Consider the following 13,925-nt stretch of genomic DNA (forward strand, 5'->3'; position numbering starts at 1 on the left):
TTGTATGAGTCCGTCGAGGCCCCGCTGCATCTCCTTTTTGCTTCCGAGGCCAGATGAGGTGACGGCCGGTGCGGTTCGAGTTTTAGAATGCAGGTGCCACTGCCAGCGGCACACCCGCCGCATCCTTCGCCGATAGTTCCGGCTGACCGCCCGTCAGTGGCCAGGCGATGACCAGCGCCGGGTCGTTCCACAGCAGGCTGCATTCCGACGCTGGGTGGTAGTAGTCGGTGGTCTTGTAGAGGAAGTCGGCGGATTCGCTGAGCACGAGGAAGCCGTGGGCGAAGCCTTCGGGAATCCAGAACTGGCGGTGCGAGTCGCCGTCGAGCAGGGTGGCGACATGCTGGCCGAAAGTGGGCGAGTTGCTGCGCATGTCCACCGCAACGTCGAATACCTTGCCCTGGGTGACGCGCACCAGTTTGCCTTGGGGGTGCTCGAGCTGATAGTGCAGGCCGCGCAGTACGCCCTTGCGGCTGCGGCTGTGGTTGTCCTGCACGAAGGCGACGCGGCGGCCGACGGCTTCATCGAAAGCGCGCTGGTTCCAGCTTTCCATGAAGAAGCCGCGGCTGTCGCCGAACACCCTGGGTTCGAGGATGAACACGTCCGGGATGGCAGTGCGGATGACGTTCATGGGCGGCCTCGCTGCACTTCGCGGACGACTTGGGCGAGGTACTGCCCGTAGCCGGTCTTTTCCAGTTTCCGGGCTTCGGCAAGGACGTCGTCGATGCCGAGCCAGCCGTTGCGGAAGGCGATTTCTTCCAGGCAGGCGATTTTCATGCCCTGGCGCTTCTCGATGGTCTGGACGAAGGCAGCGGCGTCCATCAGCGAGTCGTGGGTGCCGGTGTCGAGCCAGGCGAAGCCGCGCCCGAGCAGTTCGACGTGAAGGTCGCCGCGCCGCAGGTAGGCGTTATTGACGTCGGTGATTTCCAGCTCGCCGCGCGCAGAAGGGCGCACTGAGCGGGCGATGTCGATGACGTCGTTGTCATAGAAATACAATCCGGTGACGGCATGGCTGGATTTCGGTTGTACGGGTTTTTCCTCGATCGAAACGGCTTTGCCCTGCGTATCGAATTCGACCACGCCGAAGCGTTCCGGATCGGAGACGTGATAGCCAAAGATGGTGGCGCCCTTGCTCCGCCCCGCTGCCGTGCGCAGTTGCGCACTGAACGACTGGCCGTAGAAGATGTTGTCGCCGAGGACCAGGCAGACGTTGTCTTGGCCGATGTGTTCTGCACCGATGAGAAACGCCTGGGCAAGGCCGTCCGGGCTGGGCTGTTCGGCGTAGCTGAGGCGGATGCCGAAGCCGTCGCCGTTGCCGAGCAGGCGCTGGAAGCCTGGTAGATCGTTCGGCGTGGAAATGACCAGGACGTCACGAATCCCTGCCAGCATCAGGACTGACAGCGGGTAGTAGATCATCGGCTTGTCGTAGATCGGCAGCAACTGCTTGGAAACGCCGCGGGTGATCGGGTACAGCCGGGTGCCGGAGCCGCCAGCGAGAATGATGCCTTTCATTTTGGTTCTTTCGCAGTTTGTAGGCCTGCCGTTCATTGTCGGCTACCACCGTCGATGGCGGCAAGCTGTGCCACGCTATAATCCACCCTTTCGGGCCTGCCGTGTCCGGCGGCCACCTTCTTCACGCAGGGACGACTACCTTGGCGCTCACCATCCTCGGCCTTTCCGGTGCCCTCACCCACGACCCGTCCGCCGCGCTCTACGTTGACGGCAAGCTCGTCGCGGCGGCGGAAGAAGAACGCTTCGTCCGCGACAAGCACGCCAAGAACCGCATGCCCTACGAATCGGCGAAGTTCTGCCTGGACTTCGCCGGCATCGAGCCGGCCGATGTGGACGTGGTGGCGATTCCGTTCGCGCCGGTCAGCCTGTTCGGCAAGGCGCGCTGGCACTACGCCAGGCGCTATTGGTACGCGCCGGATCGCGGGCTGGATGCGATCCTGGCCGGCAACCGTCGTTTCCGCCGTTACAAGAAGCGCATCCAGTGGTGCCTGCAGCAGCTCGGCTTCGACCTGAAGAAGGTGAAGATCGAGCCGGTCGAGCACCACCTCGCGCATGCCTCCAGCGCCTATCACTGCTCGGGTTTTACCGAGAAGACCGCGATCATGGGCATCGACGGCAAGGGCGAGTACGCGACCACCTTCTTCGGCTATGGCGAGAACGGCCGCATCCACAAGATCAAGGAGTTCTACGATCCCGACTCGCTCGGCGGCCTGTACGGCGCGATCACCGAATACCTTGGCTTCGAGATGCTCGACGGCGAGTACAAGGTGATGGGCATGGCGCCCTATGGCGACGCGAGCAAGTACGATTTCTCGCGCCTGGCCAGGTTCGAGAACGGCGAACTGGTCATCGACACCGACTACGCCAACGTGATCGGCTTCCGCCGCTACAAGGAGCAGGGCAAGGGCTACTACTTCTCGCCCAAGCTGATCCAGTGGCTCGGCCCGATGCGCCACGGCGACATCGCCGACGACCCCTACATCCATTACGCGGCGAGCATGCAGAAGCTGTTCGAGGATCTCGCGCTGCAGATGATGGACCATTACCTGGGCGGCATCCTGCGCGAGACGGGCCGGCTGGCCTTCGCCGGCGGCGGCGCGCTCAACGTCAAGCTCAACCAGAAGATCATCGCCCGTCCCGAAGTGAAGGAACTCTTCGTCCAGCCAGCTTCGGGCGACTCCGGCACCGCCGTGGGCGCGGCGTCGTACGTGTCGGTGAAACGCGGCGTGCCGGTCGAGAAGATGGATCACGTCTATCTCGGCCCGCGCTATACCAACGAAGAAGTCATCGCCGCCTGCGCCAGGCATCCGTCCCAGCCGCGCTGGGAGCTGATCGCGGACGGCGACACCGCGGTGCCGCAGCGCATTGCCCGGATCCTGGCCGACGGCAACCCGGTGGCCTGGTTCCAGGGCCGCATGGAGTTCGGCCCGCGCGCGCTGGGGGGGCGTTCCATCCTCGGCTGCCCGAGCGCGGCCGGCGTGGCCGACCGCATCAACGAGCAGATCAAGTTCCGCGAACGCTGGCGCCCCTTCTGCCCCAGCATGCTCGACACCGTCGGCCCGCAGATGCTGCAGACGGATCACCCCGCGCCTTTCATGACCTTCACCTTCGAGGTGGCCGAGGAGTGGAAGACGCGCGTGCCGGAAGTGGTGCATGAAGACGGTACCGCACGTGCCCAGGTGTTGAAGCGCGAGTTCAACCCGCGCTACTACGACCTGATGAAAGAACTGGAAAAGCTCACCGGCAACGGCGTGGTGCTGAACACCTCGCTCAACCGCCGCGGCGAGCCGATGATCTGCTCGCCGACGGATGCCTTGAACATGTTCTTCGGTTCGGATCTGCAGTATCTGATCATGGAGGATGTGCTGGTGGTGAAGGAAGGTGCTGCCTGACATGAGCAGCCAGCCGTGGGTGCTGCAGTTCTGTCATGGCTATGACGGCCCGTTCCTCGACGTCGCGCGCCAGTACGCGGCATTGTTCGAGGGCACGCCGTACAAGGTGTGTACCGTCTACCTGACGGGCGAGCCGGATGCGGAGGCCGAGCGCGGTTCGGCCTCGGACGAGGTGATCTTCCTCGGCCATGACAGCCGCGAGGTGCGCGGCCTCAAGCTCGGCGCCATGCGTCGCTTGCGGCAGATCGTCGCCGGGCGGGATTTTCGCCTGTGCATCGCCCACCGCTTCAAGCCGATCTACATCGCCCTGCTGGCGACCCGCTTGCCGGTGGTCGGCGTGCTCCACGCTTTCGGTGTCTTCGAGCGCGCCATGCGGCGCTGGTTCGTCAGCCGTTTCCAGTCGCGCCTGCTGTTGCTGGGCGTGTCCGATGCGGTGCGTGACGAGATGCGCGGCTACCTGCCGGCCTGGGATCCCGAACGCATCCAGACCTTGCACAACCGGGTCGACGTCGAAGCCGTGCAGGCCGAACAGGTGTCGCGCGAGACGGCCCGCGAGGCGCTGGGCTTGCCGCAGGATGCCTGGGTGGTGGGCAACGTCGGCCGCCTGCACCCGGACAAGGATCAGGCCACGTTGATCCGCGGCTTCGCCGAGGCCCTGCCGCGGCTGCCGGCGGGCGGGCTGCTGGCGATCATGGGCAGCGGCCGTCTGGAGGCTTCGTTGCGCAAGCTGGCCGATGAGCTGGGGGTTGCCGGGCAGGTGCGCTTTCTCGGCCAGGTGGCCCAGGGCCGGCGCTACTTCAAGGCTTTCGACGTGTTCGCGCTGACTTCGGATCACGAGCCTTTCGGCATGGTGCTGCTGGAGGCGATGGCGGCCGGGGTACCAGTGATCTGTTCGGATTGCGGTGGCGGACGGGAGGTGGTCGAAGCAGTTGGGCGGACGTTTGCGCTGGGCGACGCGGCGGCGCTGGCGGAGGCATTGTGCGCGGAGCAGGCGCATGCCGCCGTCCCGGTGCCCGAGCGTTTCACCGATCGCTGCGGACGCGAACGCTTCCTCGGGCTGCCGCAGATACGGGCTTGGCTCGGCTGAAGGCAGAGGGCGATGAAGAAGATCGTGCTCCTGTCCGGGACGCTGGAACTGTCCGGCTCGACAACTTGGCTGCTGGCGCTGCACGAAGCCATGAGGGCGTCGGCCGCGGATGTCGTGCATGTCGTGGTCGGCGAAAAATCGAAGGTTTCTCCGGGCGGCGGGCGCGTTTTCCACACTGGGCGGGCGCGCAGGCACTGGTTGTTGCGTTGCCTGCGCCTGCTCTTCGTCCATCGGCTTTTTCCCAGTTTCTTCCGTACTGCGGAAGATGCCGAATACGGCAGGCGGGTCGACTCGGTCCTGCAATCGCTCGGCTGGAAAAGCAGCGAGGTGTGCGTGATCAAGGACTTCACCTCTTACACCCCGGTCAATTTCCGCGGCGGCGACGTCGTTGCCGTCGTTCATCAGGTGCTGACGGGGCGGGAAAAGCAGATCGGAATGCTCGATGGGCGCCATTATTGTTCCCGGCTGGTGGCGGTGAGCGAGTTTTCGGCCGATGCGGTAAGACGCCAGGGGCTGAGCGTCGAGCGCGTCATCGGCAATCCGCTGGATCTTGCCGCGCTGCGGGCGCGCGCTACCGAATTCGAGCCCGGATTCGATTTCGACTACATCGTCTTCGTCGGCCGGCTGCATGAGGACAAGGGCGTGCTGGAATTGCTCGAGGCGTTTGTCCGCCTGGAATCGAACCCCCGGCTCAAGCTGGTTTATGTCGGCGACGGTAAGGCTCGTGCGGCGCTGGGCGAGCTGGCTTCCGCGCTCGGGGTCGAGGACAGGGTCGTTTTTGCCGGCTATCAGGGCAATCCTTATCCCTACATGCTGGGCGCGCGCCTGCTGGCGCTGCCATCGAAAAGCGAAGCCATGCCTTACGTCGTTCTCGAAGCGTCGGCGCTGGATCTTCCGTGCCTGATGGCGGGCTTTCCCGCGGCTCGGGAGTTTTTCGAGGCCGATGCCATCGTGCCGCTTTCGGATGGCCGGGAAGCCTTCGTCGAGGCGCTGGCGGAAAAAATGGAGTGGTTTTTGCGCGAACCGCGTGTGCTGGTCAAGGATGGCGTGCTGGCGCGCATGGCGCCGAAGCAGGTCGCTGGCGAGTATCTGGCGCTGGCCGGCAGGAGCGTGCAGTGAGCATGGAACAGCCGCGGATTCGCTTTCTCATTCCGTATTTCGGCAAATGGCCCTTCTGGATGCCGTTCTTCTTCCAGAGCTGCCGATACAACCCTACGGTGGATTGGCTCTTCTTCACCGATTGCGGCGTGCCGCCGGACTGCCCGCCCAATGTCGAGATCCGGGCGTCGGGCTATGACGAATATTGCGCGCTGGTTTCGGCGAGACTGGGCATCGATTTCGCGCCGTCCAGTCCGTACAAGCTGTGCGACCTGAAGCCCGCGCTGGGCTTCATCCATGCCGATAGCCTGGAAGGCTACGATTTCTGGGCCTTCGGCGATCTCGATCTGGTGTATGGCGATCTGCGCCGCTATTTCACCGCGGAGCGCCTGTCGCGCCACGATCTGCTTTCGACTCACTTCACCCGGGTTTCGGGGCACCTGTGTCTGCTGCGCAATGACCGGCGGATGCGCGAGGCTTTCATGAAAGTACCAGGGTGGCGGACGGCGCTGGCCGACCCCGAGCATCGCGCCTTCGACGAAAAGGCCTTCAGCAAGCTGTTCGTCAAGAACAAGAACTGGCCGGAACTGCTGCGGCGCTTGCGCCGCGCCTTGAGTCCGACACTCGGCCGCTGCGAGTTCGTCGAGGCTTTCAGCACGCCCTATGCGCGCATCCCCTGGACCGACGGCAGCTTCGATTTCCCGAAGCAATGGGTATGGCGCGAGGGCCGGCTGCGGAGCGACCGCGATGGCGAGCGGGATTTTCCCTATCTCCACTTCCTGGTCTGGAAGGGACAGCCCTGGGCCGGGATGGCACCCGAGCAGCGCGTCGGACCGCCCGATCTGGCGGCGCGCGCGTGCTGGAGCATCAGCGCCCGTGGTTTCCATCCTCCGCAGCCGGAGCAGGGCTGAATGCGCGGCGGATTTTACGACCGCTGGCTGCTGGCCGGTGTGTACTGGTTCCTGCTCGGCATGGCCTGGGCGCCTGGAAGCAGGATCTATCAGCAAGGCCTGGTCGCCTTGCTGTGGCTGCCGGTCGCCTTGTGCGCCTGGCCGGCGCGCGCGCAATGGCAGGCACTGTGGCAGCGCCGTGGGAGCGGGCTGGTCGCGCTTGCCGGACTGCTGGTCTGGGCCTTGTTCAGCTTGTCATGGAGTACGGCCGACGATCTGGGGCGCGAGGCCAAGCGGGTGCTGTATGTCGTTCTCTTCCTTGGCAGCTTCGTCCTCGTCGCCGGGGCGGAGCCGGAAAGACTCGCCAGGGTGCTGCGGACGAGCGGCCTGGGGCTGGCGCTGGCCGCACTGGCCTCGATCGTCGTTTTCTACGGCGTATCCGGCCAGCCGTGGCCGGCGAGGCTGGAAGGCATCGGCCATCTCCAGAACCCGATTCTCGGTGGCTATGTGATGGGCGTGGCCGCGCTCTGGCTGCTGTGTCTGCCGCACGAGCGGGGCGGATGGCGGATGGCGGCGGTGGCGGGCGTTCTGCTGCTGGTGGTCTATATGGCGCTGACGCAGAGCCGGGGCGTCTGGCTGGCTTTCGTCGCTACCGCCGTGTCGATTCCGCTCTGCTGCCCCGGCCGCGGAAGCTGGCGGTTCAGCGTGGCGCTGCTGGGTTGCACGGTGTTCGGCCTGATACTGTTCGAACCGTTGGTGATGGAGCGCGGCACCTCTTACCGGCCCGAAATCGCGGAGGCGGCATTGGCGATGATCCGCGAGAATCCCGTGCTGGGGCTGGGCATCGGGGCGGATTACCGGATTCAGGTGCCTGAATTGGGCCTGGCGTTCCAGCATAGCCACAATCTGTTCACCCATGTTGCGATCGAGCTGGGTTTGCCCGGCTTGCTGCTGTGGTCGATCGTATGGGGGTGGGTGGGCTTCGATGCCTGGCGTGCGCGCTTCTCCATCCTGGGTGGTTGCCTGCTGGCAATGTGGGGCTATGCCACTTTCGTGCTGATGTTCGACGGCGCTTCGCTGCTCGACTCGCCGCGTCCGGCATGGATGCTGAGCTGGCTGCTGGTCGCGTTGTGGCTCGTCCTTCCGGGCGGAGGCCGCGCGGCTGCATCAGTCCCCTCGTCAGCGGCGGCAGGGCGCTGAGTTTTCGTGATGAAGCCGCCCGAATTGCCGTTCCGGGCTGCGTGTTACCATCCCGCGACGTTTTTTCGAGTCGGGCTTTCATGACTGCTTCCGCCGAGCGGGCCACGTCCAGTCTCCGCATCTACCTTCGCCTGCTGGCCTACGTCCGGCCCTACGTCGGCACGTTCGCCGTCAGCATCCTCGGCTTCATCATCTTCGCCTCGTCCCAGCCGATGCTGGCATCGGTGATGAAGTATTTCGTCGATGGCCTCAACGACCCGGCGGCTGCGCTCGACGTGGGCTGGGACGTGCTCGACGGCGTGTCGCTGATGAAGGCCGTGCCGCTGATGATCGTGCTGATCGCGTTGTGGCAGGGCGTGGGGTCGTTTCTGGGCAACTACTTCCTCGCAAGGGTTTCCCTCGGCCTGGTGCACGACCTGCGGGTCAGGCTGTTCGACAGCCTGTTGAACCTGCCGAACCGCTATTTCGATCAGAACAACTCCGGCCACCTGATCTCGCGCATCACCTTCAACGTGACGATGGTCACCGGCGCGGCGACCGATGCGATCAAGGTCGTGTTCCGCGAAGGCCTCACGGTGATCTTCCTGTTCGGCTACCTGCTGTGGATGAACTGGAAGCTGACCTTCGTCATGGTCGCGGTGCTGCCGCTGATCGGCTTCCTGGTCAGCCGTGCCAGCCGCAAGTTCCGCAAGCAGGCCAAGCGCATTCAGGCGGCGATGGGCGATCTGACCCACGTGGTGTCGGAGAGCATCCAGGGCTATCGGGTGGTGCGCAGCTTCGGCGGCGAGCCTTACGAGTCCGAGCGCTTCGTCCGCGCCAGCGTCGACAACACCAGCAAGCAGTTGCGCATGGTCAAGACCAGCGCCGTGTTCACGCCCAGCCTGCAGGTCGTCACCTATGGCGCGATGGCGGTGGTGCTGTTCCTGGTGCTGTTGCTGCGGGGCGATGCCACCGCGGGCGACCTGGTCGCCTACATCACCGCCGCCGGCCTGCTGCCCAAGCCGATCCGCCAGTTGTCCGAAGTCAGCTCCACGATCCAGCGCGGCGTGGCCGGCGCCGAAAGCATCTTCGAGCAGCTCGACGAAGCGCCCGAAGTGGATACCGGCACCGTCGAACGCGAGCGCCTAGAGGGGCATATCGAGATCAGGGGGCTGAACTTCCGCTATCCCGGCGCGGAGCAGCCGGTGCTGCAGGACATCGATGTCGACATCCCGCCGGGCCGGATGGTGGCGCTGGTCGGCCGTTCGGGCAGCGGCAAATCCACGCTCGCCAACCTGATTCCGCGCTTCTACGACTACAGCGAAGGGCAGATCCTGATCGACGGCGTCGATTCACGCGACTACCGCCTGCGCAACCTGCGCCGCCACATCGCTCTGGTCACCCAGCAGGTGACGCTGTTCAACGACAGCGTGGCCAACAACATCGCCTATGGCGACCTCGCCGGCGCGCCGCGCGAAGCCATCGAAGCCGCGGCCGAGGCGGCCTACGCCAGGGAGTTCATCGACCGCCTGCCGCAAGGCCTCGATACCGAGATCGGCGAAAACGGCGTGACCCTGTCCGGCGGCCAGCGCCAGCGCCTGGCGATCGCGCGCGCGCTGCTGAAGAACGCGCCGATCCTGATCCTGGACGAAGCCACTTCCGCGCTCGATACCGAGTCCGAGCGCCACATCCAGGCGGCGCTCGACCGCGCCACCTCCGGCCGCACCACGCTGGTGATCGCCCACCGGCTGTCGACGATCGAGAAGGCCGATCTGATCCTGGTGATGGACCACGGCCGCATCGTCGAGCGCGGCACCCATGCCGAACTGCTCGCCGCCGGCGGGCATTACGCCGGCCTGCATGCGCATCAGTTCAAGGATGTGGAGTGAGCAGCTTCGTCTCTTGCCGATCCTGATCGACCAGTTCTCGCCGATGCAGTCAATCAGGATTTGTTGATTGAATTGCGCTTTCTATGTCAGTGCGAGAGAAATCGTCGCTCACGAACAGCAAACGGCATCCGTGTTCCTTTGCCACTTCGTACGAGAAGCAGTCACCGAAATTCAGGGCTGCCGGGTGGGCGCCCTTGCCCCATCGAGCATAAGCCTGGGCGATGCGGCGCGCCGCTGCGAGCTGCCGAAGGCCCACTGAGTGCCTTTTTCGCTGCCGATGCTCGAACTGCGCGGAGCAAGTCCCCGCGGGATTTCCTGTCAGGCACCGCTTTGACCGGTATCAAGCGAACGGCAGCATGGCCGTAGCGAGTCAGGATCACCTCATCCCCGGCCTCGGCACGCCTGACCAGCTCGGTCAATTGAGCCTTGGCTTCCGTTACTGAAATCTGCATTTTTTGCTCCAGAGATGGACCGTCAGGCAGTCTAATATGCCGTCACCGTGTCGTCTTCTGTGGCGGCCAGGACCATGAAACGATTCTGTGGGACGAGCCGTGCGACGACAGCACAGGGCATTGAGCCGTTTGCCATACGGCTTCTCCGCCTTGCATGCCGGTGCTCAGCGCCCAGCCCCCGCCGTGGCGTTCAGCCAGGCCTGCAGATCCCCCACTGCATAGCCCTTGCCGGCCTGCGCGGCGTAGCCTTCGGCGAAGGCCTGGCCGCCGTCGGCCATCAGCCAGGCGCGATCTTCGCGGTAGCGCAGCAGGTGGGCGAAATTGCGCTTGCGCTTGAAGCGCGGCAGCGGGCGGCGGCGGGCCTGCATGTCGGCGATGTCGATCAGGCCGAGCCGGCCGTCGTCGCCGAGGACGATGTTGCCGAGGTGGATCGAGCGGAAGAACACGCCGGCGTCGTGCAATGTCGCGACGAAGCGGCCGAGCTGGCCGAGCAGCGCGCGCGTGTCGATCTCCGGTTGCGCGCCCTGGATGATCTGGCGCAGCGTGAGGCCGGGTAGCGGGCGGTAATGGACGACGTCGCGGCGGATGATCGGGAAGCGGTGGACGCGGATCACGTGTGGACAGGGAATACCCAGCCGGGCAAGGGCTTCGGCGTTGTCGGCGAAGCGGCGGGCATAGGGGTACCACGCGGCGGACGATAGCAGCCGCTTGCGGCGGAAGACCTTGAGATAGCTGCCGTCGGCAAGCCGCAACACCTTCTCGCCGTGGCCGTCGGCCTCGATGATTTCGGCGTCGCCGCGCAGGGTGGGATAGTCGATCGCGCTGTCGGACATGTCTGTTATCAGAATGTTACAGGCGCATCTTAACCGCCATGCCGGCGAAGCGGCATTTTCGGGGGGTTCAGGCCGGCGGCAGATTGGCGTCGAGCCAGCGCCACAGCGCGCTGTCCGCCGGCCAGTTGCGCAGCAGGCGGGCGCGGTCGCGGCGCCAGGCGCGGGCGTGGGAGGCTGCGCTGCGGTGCTGCTGCATGGCGTCGAGGTCGATCAGCACGATCTGGCCGTCGTGCCACAGCAGGTTGGTGGCTTTCATGTCGCCGTGCGAGATGCGTTCGCGGTGCAGGGTGGCGAACAGCGTGTGCAGGGCCTCGGCTTCCGCAGGTGGCGGGCCGCTGTCGATGTAAGGAGCGAGGTGGGTGGCCAGGTCCTGCCCGGGGCACCAGGCGTTGATGATCCAGGCCCGGCGGCGCAGTGGCCCGGCGCGTTCCTCGATGATCGCCAGCGGCGCCGGCGTGGCGATGCCGAGGAAGGCGAGCCGGTGGCCTTCCACCCACGAATGCGCGGCCCGGCTCGGCCGCCAGGCGCGCGACAGCGCATGGCGGGCGTTCTTGAGGTTGTAGCGCTTGATCACCAGCGGCCGGTCGGCATGCTCCAGCTTCGCCACCGTGCAGGTGCCGCCGTCCTTCAGCAGGCTGCCGCGGGCGATGGCGGCGTCCGGGGCGGCCAGGATTTCGGCGAGTGCCTCCGCTTCGGCACGCACCGCGATCGTCAGCCGCTCGAAAGTCTTTTCCGCCTTGAACAGCGTGCAGTCGCGGCGTGTCTTGGCGAGGAAGTCCTTGAGCCGCGCATCGCGGGTGTGGGCGATGGGCGCGCGCAGCGCAGCCGGATCGAGCGCGGGCAGGCCTTCGCCGCCCTGGCGCCAGGCGTCGATGAGCGGGGCGAGGTGTTCGTCCCAGCCGGCCGGCAGCTGTGCCGCCAGGATGGCGAAGTTGGCGCTGGCCGCATCGGCTTGCAGCGGCTGCCCGGGGGTGAGTGCCCGCACCGCGTCGCCGTCGATGACCATCAGCCTGCTGCCGCTGACGAGAAAATTGCCCAGGTGAAGATCGTCCTGCACCAGTCCGTTCATATGCAGGCGGCCGAGCATGGCGAAGGCGGGCGCCAGCACCGCGAGCGCGTCGGAGTGGCCGGCCGGCAGCCGAGCGACGGCCTGCCAGCGTTCGGCCAAGCTCACCGCGTCGGTGAGGAAATCCGTCAGCAATGCATGGCCGCCCTCCGCGAGTTCGCCCGCATGAAGCAGCGCAGGCGTCGGAATGCCGGCGGCGGCCAGCGCCGCGATGCCTTCGCGCTCGCGCTGCCAGTGTCGCGCGCTGCCGGGGGCGATGAAGAGTTTCGCCAGCACGCGGCTGTCGGCCAGCTCGGCTTCGCCGACGATGCGCTTGCCGGGCAGGAGGCGCAGGATGCGATGCACGACGAGTTCGCGGCCGTCGCCGAGCGCGACCGCGAAGGGCTGCGCCGGCGCGCGTCCGGCGGCACGCAGCGAGGCCGCGGTCTGCGCGGCCGGCGTCGTCATTCGCGCCCCTCGAAATAGGCCAGCACCTGCCGCAGCAGCGGTTTGTCGTCGGCGGTCAGCCGGTCCCGGCCGCGGTAGGCGAGGAAGAAGCGCAGGCGCCAGGTGCGCGACAGGACGTGGTGCGCCACCTTGTCGAGGCAGGCCAGATCCTTCATCACGCGCCGGCGCAGCATTGCGCCGCTCCAGCTTCCGCCGGCCGGGCAGTCGATCAGATACACCAGCGGCGGCGTGCCGTCATCCACCAGCAGGTTGCGCCACTTGAGGTCGTTGTGGGCGAAACGATGCTCGTGCATCGTGCGCGTGGCCGCAGCGACTTGCCGGATCACCGGCATCAGCCAGTTTCGATCGTGCAGCCGTGGATCGCGTGCGTTGGCCAGTTGGGCGAGATCGATGCTGCCGGGTATTTCCTTGGTGATCAGGGCGCCGCGGAAGAAGGTGCCGGCGCGGCGCTCGAGCCCGTAGCCGGCGATGTCCGCAGTGCGGATGCCCCAGGCCTGGAAGGTCAGCAGGTTTTCCCATTCGGCCTGGATGCGCGGCCGGCCGACCCAGCTGCGCAGCGGGTTCTTGGCCGCGCGGTGATAGCGCTTGACGTAGTAGCGTGTGCCGTCGACGGTGACGCGCAGGACTTCGCTGAGCGGATCGCCGGTGATCCGTTCGCCTTCGAGCGCGAACACGGCGTCCAGCGAGCCGAAGGCCTCGCGCAGCGCGGGCGTGTCGTAGCCGGGGCAGAGGCGCCAGTGCTGCGTCATGGCTGCCTGTCCTGCGGCGGCGCGTATTTGCGCAGGTAGCGCGCCTGCAGCTTCTCCGCCCGCTGCGCCAGCTTGCGCAGCAGCGCGGCTTCTTCGCGCAGGGTGTCACGCAGCGGACGCGGAAAATAGCCACGCAGGAAGCGCAGCAGGTCGCGCCGGCTCAGGCCGATGTTCAGTGCCGAGAAATACAGCCCGGCCAGATCCTTGTCGCGCCAGCGCCGCGGCGTGGCGCTGCGCACCTGGCTGCGGTGCAGGTCGATCAGCGACAGCCGCAGCGCGTCCGGCGTGGGCGGCGGCTCGGTGTGCAGCAGGAAGTGGCAGAGGTAGAAGTCGCGGTGGTTCATGCCGCCTTCGTGCATGCGCCGTGCCATGTCGGCGACGCGGGCGATCAGCGCGCGCTTGAGCGCGGGCGGCGGCGCTTGCGCGGGCCAGTCGCGGCACCAGTCTTCCAGGCTGATCGTCGGCGCGAGCGCTTCGGTGACGATGAAGGAGTGCCGGCGCGCCGGGTTGGCGCCGCGCTCGCCGTAGGCCACGGCGCGCATCGTGGCGACGCCGACCTGCTCCAGCCGGGCGATGGCTTCCCACTCGTTGCGTGCGCCGAGCACCGGCAGGCGTAGCGACAGCAGGTTCTTGAAGATCTCGCCCCAGCCGATGCCGCGGTGGATCTTGACGAAAAAAGCCTGGCCCGCCACTTCGGTGCGCAGCGTGCGGCGGCCTTCGAGTTCGCGGAAGACTTCGCCCTGCAGGGCCTCGACCGCTTCGAAGGCATCGCGGCCCTGCCACAGGCTGCGGAAAGGTTCGTCGAGGTACAGCGTGCTCACTGGACTACCCTCC

Annotated in this window: 13 protein-coding genes; 6 read left to right on the forward strand and 7 right to left on the reverse strand. The window is 66.2% G+C overall.

What is annotated here, in order from left to right; all coding sequences use genetic code 11:
- Positions 1-82: 82 nt before the first annotated feature.
- Both rfbC and rfbA read right to left on the reverse strand, forming a co-directional pair.
- Positions 83-628, reverse strand: a complete 546-nt coding sequence (gene rfbC / locus TBU01S_RS03290; RefSeq protein WP_068635215.1) for a dTDP-4-dehydrorhamnose 3,5-epimerase — start codon at positions 626-628, stop codon at positions 83-85.
- On the reverse strand, positions 625-1,509 hold the full coding sequence (gene rfbA, locus TBU01S_RS03295; RefSeq protein ID WP_068635216.1) for a glucose-1-phosphate thymidylyltransferase RfbA: 885 nt from the start codon (positions 1,507-1,509) through the stop codon (positions 625-627). The genes rfbC and rfbA overlap by 4 nt, the downstream gene beginning before the upstream one ends.
- A gap of 140 nt (positions 1,510-1,649) precedes the next feature.
- Here rfbA and TBU01S_RS03300 point away from each other — a divergent pair, with 140 nt between their 5' ends.
- From TBU01S_RS03300 to msbA, 6 genes are all read left to right on the forward strand, one after another.
- Positions 1,650-3,401, forward strand: coding sequence for a carbamoyltransferase family protein (locus TBU01S_RS03300; RefSeq protein ID WP_068635217.1), 1,752 nt, complete (start codon positions 1,650-1,652; stop codon positions 3,399-3,401).
- Between the two features lies 1 nt (position 3,402).
- Positions 3,403-4,488, forward strand: coding sequence for a glycosyltransferase (locus TBU01S_RS03305; protein WP_068635218.1), 1,086 nt, complete (start codon positions 3,403-3,405; stop codon positions 4,486-4,488).
- A 12-nt stretch (positions 4,489-4,500) separates the two neighbouring features.
- Positions 4,501-5,607 carry a glycosyltransferase gene (locus TBU01S_RS03310; protein WP_068635219.1) on the forward strand — a complete coding sequence of 369 codons (1,107 nt, stop codon included), beginning with the start codon at positions 4,501-4,503 and terminating at the stop codon, positions 5,605-5,607.
- Between the two features lie 2 nt (positions 5,608-5,609).
- Positions 5,610-6,497, forward strand: coding sequence for a DUF6625 family protein (locus TBU01S_RS03315; RefSeq protein WP_068635220.1), 888 nt, complete (start codon positions 5,610-5,612; stop codon positions 6,495-6,497).
- Positions 6,498-7,676: an O-antigen ligase family protein gene (locus TBU01S_RS03320; protein WP_068635221.1), complete on the forward strand. Its 1,179-nt coding sequence runs from the start codon at positions 6,498-6,500 to the stop codon at positions 7,674-7,676. It begins immediately after the preceding gene.
- 80 nt (positions 7,677-7,756) lie between these two features.
- Positions 7,757-9,544 (forward strand): lipid A export permease/ATP-binding protein MsbA, encoded by a 1,788-nt coding sequence (gene msbA, locus TBU01S_RS03325; protein ID WP_068635222.1) that lies wholly within the window; start codon positions 7,757-7,759, stop codon positions 9,542-9,544.
- Between the two features lie 161 nt (positions 9,545-9,705).
- Here the strand turns inward: msbA and TBU01S_RS25075 are convergent, their stop codons facing one another.
- From TBU01S_RS25075 to rfaP, 5 genes are all read right to left on the reverse strand, one after another.
- Positions 9,706-9,996: a type II toxin-antitoxin system Phd/YefM family antitoxin gene (locus TBU01S_RS25075; protein WP_083953443.1), complete on the reverse strand. Its 291-nt coding sequence runs from the start codon at positions 9,994-9,996 to the stop codon at positions 9,706-9,708.
- A 164-nt stretch (positions 9,997-10,160) separates the two neighbouring features.
- Positions 10,161-10,829 carry a lipopolysaccharide kinase InaA family protein gene (locus TBU01S_RS03330; RefSeq protein ID WP_068635223.1) on the reverse strand — a complete coding sequence of 223 codons (669 nt, stop codon included), beginning with the start codon at positions 10,827-10,829 and terminating at the stop codon, positions 10,161-10,163.
- A 67-nt stretch (positions 10,830-10,896) separates the two neighbouring features.
- Complete coding sequence (locus TBU01S_RS03335; RefSeq protein ID WP_068635224.1) at positions 10,897-12,342, reverse strand: lipopolysaccharide kinase InaA family protein; 1,446 nt, start codon at positions 12,340-12,342, stop codon at positions 10,897-10,899.
- A complete protein-coding gene (locus TBU01S_RS03340; protein ID WP_068635225.1) occupies positions 12,339-13,091 on the reverse strand; it encodes a lipopolysaccharide kinase InaA family protein in 753 nt (250 codons plus the stop codon). The genes TBU01S_RS03335 and TBU01S_RS03340 overlap by 4 nt, the downstream gene beginning before the upstream one ends.
- Positions 13,088-13,912, reverse strand: coding sequence for a lipopolysaccharide core heptose(I) kinase RfaP (gene rfaP / locus TBU01S_RS03345; RefSeq protein WP_217999553.1), 825 nt, complete (start codon positions 13,910-13,912; stop codon positions 13,088-13,090). Before rfaP ends, TBU01S_RS03340 begins: the two co-directional genes overlap by 4 nt.
- Positions 13,913-13,925 lie beyond the last annotated feature (13 nt).

This window comes from Thauera butanivorans NBRC 103042, assembly GCF_001591165.1.
GTDB classification, from domain to species: domain Bacteria; phylum Pseudomonadota; class Gammaproteobacteria; order Burkholderiales; family Rhodocyclaceae; genus Thauera; species Thauera butanivorans.

What these genes read in the sequence shown, in the direction of transcription:
- rfbC (WP_068635215.1), bottom strand. Translation starts at nt 628, where the DNA reads ATGAACGTCATCCGCACTGCCATCCCGGACGTGTTCATCCTCGAACCC.
- TBU01S_RS03330 (WP_068635223.1), bottom strand. Translation starts at nt 10,829, where the DNA reads ATGTCCGACAGCGCGATCGACTATCCCACCCTGCGCGGCGACGCCGAA.
- TBU01S_RS03320 (WP_068635221.1), top strand. Translation starts at nt 6,498, where the DNA reads ATGCGCGGCGGATTTTACGACCGCTGGCTGCTGGCCGGTGTGTACTGG.
- TBU01S_RS03310 (WP_068635219.1), top strand. Translation starts at nt 4,501, where the DNA reads ATGAAGAAGATCGTGCTCCTGTCCGGGACGCTGGAACTGTCCGGCTCG.
- TBU01S_RS03340 (WP_068635225.1), bottom strand. Translation starts at nt 13,091, where the DNA reads ATGACGCAGCACTGGCGCCTCTGCCCCGGCTACGACACGCCCGCGCTG.
- TBU01S_RS03335 (WP_068635224.1), bottom strand. Translation starts at nt 12,342, where the DNA reads ATGACGACGCCGGCCGCGCAGACCGCGGCCTCGCTGCGTGCCGCCGGA.
- TBU01S_RS03315 (WP_068635220.1), top strand. Translation starts at nt 5,610, where the DNA reads ATGGAACAGCCGCGGATTCGCTTTCTCATTCCGTATTTCGGCAAATGG.
- TBU01S_RS25075 (WP_083953443.1), bottom strand. Translation starts at nt 9,996, where the DNA reads ATGCAGATTTCAGTAACGGAAGCCAAGGCTCAATTGACCGAGCTGGTC.
- TBU01S_RS03305 (WP_068635218.1), top strand. Translation starts at nt 3,403, where the DNA reads ATGAGCAGCCAGCCGTGGGTGCTGCAGTTCTGTCATGGCTATGACGGC.
- msbA (WP_068635222.1), top strand. Translation starts at nt 7,757, where the DNA reads ATGACTGCTTCCGCCGAGCGGGCCACGTCCAGTCTCCGCATCTACCTT.
- rfbA (WP_068635216.1), bottom strand. Translation starts at nt 1,509, where the DNA reads ATGAAAGGCATCATTCTCGCTGGCGGCTCCGGCACCCGGCTGTACCCG.